Origin of the sequence: Shewanella sp. SG41-4, assembly GCF_014164505.1 — a bacterium.
Taxonomy (GTDB): domain Bacteria; phylum Pseudomonadota; class Gammaproteobacteria; order Enterobacterales; family Shewanellaceae; genus Shewanella.
Genome location: NZ_JACJFI010000291.1, coordinates 1 through 4360 on the forward strand (window position 1 = coordinate 1; position 4360 = coordinate 4360).

A 4360-nucleotide genomic window follows, 5' to 3' on the forward strand; every position below is an offset into this window, starting at 1 on the left:
ACATTATCAAGGTAGCTTTTCGCTGGCGATGCGCGAAAGCACATTTGAGTTATTAGCCGCCACATTAACGGCTCATATACTCAAATTAGCGCCCAATATTCATATCGATATTTACAATAAAGACAACATCGGCTTTGACGGCTTAGTAAAGGGCTCGTTGGATTTTATTCTTTTGCCACATGACTTAAGCCAACCAACCAATATCGATGAAGACTTAGTCTGGGAAACCTTAATCAACGATGAAATGGTCTGCCTAATGAGTGCTAGCCATCCACTGGCTTCACAGCAGACTATTAGCCTTGATGACTACTTAAATTTCAGCCATATCGGCATTACGGATACTGATTTGAGCACACCGTTTTTTGATATTTTACTGGCACAACAATCTAAAAAACGAGCGATACCGATTTCGGTACCTGACTTTGGCAGCGCAGCGTTAATGTGCCATCACAGTGAACTGCTATTTACCTGTTCGCGCCACTGGGCCTCAATAGCCAAGCAAGCCCAAGGATTACTGATTAAACCGTTACCGATCGATTATGGCAAAGTTGCTTATAGCCTTGTGTGGCATCGGCAAAGTATGAACGATCCTGCTCATCGCTGGCTGTATGAACAAATATTGCTTTGTAGTCGTTAACCGCACCAATACGATTTTAAGTATTGATTAAATGGTACTTTATCAATGAATTGATTTGGTATTAAATCGAAGCAAAGCCGTGTTAGCCATTTATTCAACCTCAGTTGCATATAGAAGTTACCTATAGACGCTAAATATCGCTATTAGATATATAGCGATTAGATATACAGCGACGGCAAGACGATATTGGTGACTCCTCGCTGAGTAAGTTGATTTGCTAAACGTGCTATATCTGCTTGAGTACATTGTGGCCATGTAGAGCCTATGCCTTTAACACCATGATGATGAAACTCATTTAACTTCACCCGAGTCTCTGTGGGGAGGTTAGATAAATACCCGCCTAGGGCGTCAACATCATGCTCATAATCCGTGATGCCGGGAATGTGTAACAGTCTTACTTCATACAATTTATTGTGCTGAGTCAGTAACTCAATTGACGTAAACACCGGTTGGTTATCACGCCCTGTGATGTAATGATGGGTATCTTGTTGCCATGCTTTTAAATCAACCATTGCGCCATCTAAAAATGGCAGTAGCTTATGCCAACCTGTTGAGCTCAAACTGCCATTGGTGTCGAGCATACAACTGAGGTGAGATAAATGTTCTGAGGACTTTATCGCACTAAAAAGCTCAATGATAAAAGGCAATTGTAAGCTTGCTTCGCCGCCACTGAGTGTAATTCCATTGATAAAATGACGTTGTCCGTAGATAACCTCTAGCATTTGCTCAACGGTGTAATGAGACGTTTTAGGCGTCGATTGTCTAGGGCATACCGCAAGGCAAGTATCGCATTGGCTGCATTTGGTGCTGTCCCAGACAATATGGGGCTTACTTGGAGAACTACATGGCGAACTACATGGAAAATGATTAACTGGTATTGGGTCTCCGTGTAACGACATTTCTTGTGACCGCATTTGCTGCAACGGCATTGCTTGTGAATGAATAAGACTAAGTGCCTGTTCAGGGCAGCTATCAATGCAGTCACCACAAGCATCGCACAAATTGATGGTGTGAGGATTATGACAATTTTTGCATTGATAGTTGCAGCCTTGCAAAAATATCACCAAACGACTGCCAGGCCCGTCAACACAGGAAAATGGCAATATTTGACTGACAACGGCATGTTTACTCATGAATAAAAGGAGCTTGTTCGTGAGCAATTACCCGAGCTTGGCGTTGAAATATTCCCGTATTGATTACGGCTTCTGCAGCTAACCCTGTGGTGTTGGTGCGTGAACCGCATTGCTTAAAAGTTTCAATGTCCGAGCGTTTAACCATATAACCAGTAACACGGACTAAATCGTTATTAGCAACATTGGCACTAAACTCTCTAAAACCTGAACTAAGGGCGCCTTTACAGAGTTGGAACATCGCTTGAGGATTAGCTTTAACGGTTTCATCTATGGTTAAAATATCGCTGATTCCGGCAGTATAATATTGATGATGTTTAGCTAGTGCTTGAATATGACTAATGGGATCGGGTTCTGAGCCATAGGGAATACGCACGCCAGGAGTGACATTTTTATCCAAACTAATGCCACTTTGAGAATGCAGTAACGCGCGACTGTTATAACCGTAAGTGACCGGTGTCGACTTTACTATGTTGTCTAAAGCTGCAGATATTCTGAGTCCAAGTTCATTTGCATCTGGGTTATGGCCGTAGCCTGTATTGGGTTTGCTTGCGACGTTAGCAGTTGTAACCTTAGCAGCATTAGGTAGTAAGGCTTGTAAAATATTGACCGCTTCAGCCATACCATAAATACCGAACATAGGTGCAAAGCGAGATTCATCGATTAACTGCTCCTTAACTAAAAAACTGTCAAAGAAATGAGATTGTTGGTGTAAAAATGCCGAACGAGCTTCAATAAGCTCGAATGCGAGTTGGCTATAATATGGCAGCGTTTGGACAAAAAAATCATCAATACTGTTAGCGTTTAGAGCAACTTCTTTGAGATTAACGCGCACCAAGGTATTAGCTCCGCCAGCTAACGGTAATGCGTTATAACAACTTACAATCCCAAAACCACGAGCATCGAAGGCATCGGCATGTAGCGGATAGTTGGCAATGTGAGGTTTACCGCATTGACAAATATTGCTGGTGGCCTGAAATAATAAATCATCAGGCGTTACGGCAGGGTCATACATGAAAGTTAAATTGGGGGCAATTTGTTGTAATTCTGCATCTATACGCAAAATGGTTCGGCAAATAATGTTATCAGTTGGGCCAATATTCACATGCATAAACGCATCGGGTAACGTGCGGTCGAGTAATATCCAAAACCGCTTGAGTTTACGATAGATCGCATCAGCATCAAGCCCCTGTGTAAAAGGCATTAATAACGCATCTAATTGGCCTAAGTAAACTGGGATATTGGTCACCGATGGCACATGAAAATAAAGAATGGTTAATGCATTTAAGGCGTCATCAAAGTCTTCGGCGGGCGACAGCTCCAAATATTCAGATCCTTGTTCCAAGTATTTGGCATAATCTGGCAACACATAACGCGGTTTAAATGGCGCATGACCTTCAAACATATCGCAGATAATACCTTGTTTCATGGCATTATTTACCCGTTCAGACACCGCCACATAAGGCAGACTGTTTTCAGCTTCTAATGCTAAATAATTGGTTTTTTGTTTAGGAGAAAGGTGAGGGTGGGTGACAGTTTTCTCAATGTTATCTTGTAATGTCATGATGAAACTCACTTTTTATAGATGAATGCTTGATAACAACTAATCTACTGAAAGGCATGAGGTTTAAACAGTGAAAATAGCCGACGTTGGCATTGATAAAATCGAAATCCGATGATGAAGATCACATCCCAAATGACAGAAAATGTGGACTAGTGAGTAATGAACCCTATAAACAATGAGATGCAGAAAAATCGAAATCGATAAAGAGGAACGTTATTAGATTATTACATTACTACGTTATTACGTTGCTGAGCGCTGAGCGGGCAAACTTGAAATTGTTGGGATAGTGTGACGAACACTTTTTAAGTAGGGTGTTACTGGCTTTGTAGCAAAACTAACAGGCTTAATCCAAACAATAAACTTCAGTTCTATTTCTTCCAAGTGCTTTTGCTTTATACATAGCCTTATCTGCTTGAGTAAATAAATCTGTAAATGATCTTTTATCACTACAAATACTGACTCCAATACTGACTGTGAGTACGTCGTCAGCCACTTTAATTTGAGTGATGGAATCTTGAAGCCTATTACAAAATAATAAAGAATCACTTTTGTTGGTGTCGGGTAGCAAGATCAAAAACTCCTCACCACCAAAGCGAGAGACAAGATCGGTTTGTCGGCAAAAATCTTTCAAAATATGGCCGAGCTCTTTAAGTACTCGATCACCTTCCAAATGACCAAAGGTGTCATTAATCGTTTTGAAATGATCGATATCTAGCAGCAATAAACCAACAGATTGATGAGAACGGCTAGCTTGTTCAAGTGCTAACGTACAGCGATATTTCATTTCTCTTCTGTTTAACAACTGTGTTAACTCATCAGTTGAAGCAAGCAATTTTAACTTTTCAGCTTGCTCTTCAAGTTTCTCTCTTGTTTTTATTAACTCATCGTAAAGTTGGTCTCTTTTGGAGGCATTAAAAAAACTCCAATGAATATAACCGTCATCGCTTAAACGAGCATTAACTGTTATCGGGATTCGTAGCCCTTCAGCATTAAACATAATCAGCTGCATTTCTTCACAAATTTGTTCGT

4 protein-coding genes are annotated in these 4360 nt (G+C 40.8%); 1 reads left to right on the forward strand and 3 read right to left on the reverse strand.

Annotated features, from left to right (window positions below):
* A partial coding sequence (locus H5202_RS18315) for a LysR substrate-binding domain-containing protein (protein ID WP_182773335.1) occupies nucleotides 1-637 on the forward strand: 637 nt, incomplete at its 5' end.
* A 158-nt stretch (nucleotides 638-795) separates the two neighbouring features.
* On the opposite strand, the gene H5202_RS18320 is transcribed toward H5202_RS18315, so the two are convergent.
* The 3 genes from H5202_RS18320 to H5202_RS18330 all read right to left on the reverse strand — a co-directional run.
* Nucleotides 796-1770: a YjjW family glycine radical enzyme activase gene (locus H5202_RS18320; protein ID WP_182773336.1), complete on the reverse strand. Its 975-nt coding sequence runs from the start codon at nucleotides 1768-1770 to the stop codon at nucleotides 796-798.
* A complete protein-coding gene (locus H5202_RS18325) occupies nucleotides 1763-3331 on the reverse strand; it encodes a YjjI family glycine radical enzyme (RefSeq protein ID WP_182773337.1) in 1569 nt (522 codons plus the stop codon). The genes H5202_RS18320 and H5202_RS18325 overlap by 8 nt, the downstream gene beginning before the upstream one ends.
* A 343-nt stretch (nucleotides 3332-3674) precedes the next feature.
* Nucleotides 3675-4360 (reverse strand): GGDEF domain-containing protein (locus H5202_RS18330; protein WP_182773338.1); only part of this gene is annotated, 686 nt, incomplete at its 5' end.

Coding starts and splice junctions, on each gene's coding strand:
- H5202_RS18325 (WP_182773337.1), bottom strand. CDS start 3,331: ATGACATTACAAGATAACATTGAGAAAACTGTCACCCACCCTCACCTT.
- H5202_RS18320 (WP_182773336.1), bottom strand. CDS start 1,770: ATGAGTAAACATGCCGTTGTCAGTCAAATATTGCCATTTTCCTGTGTT.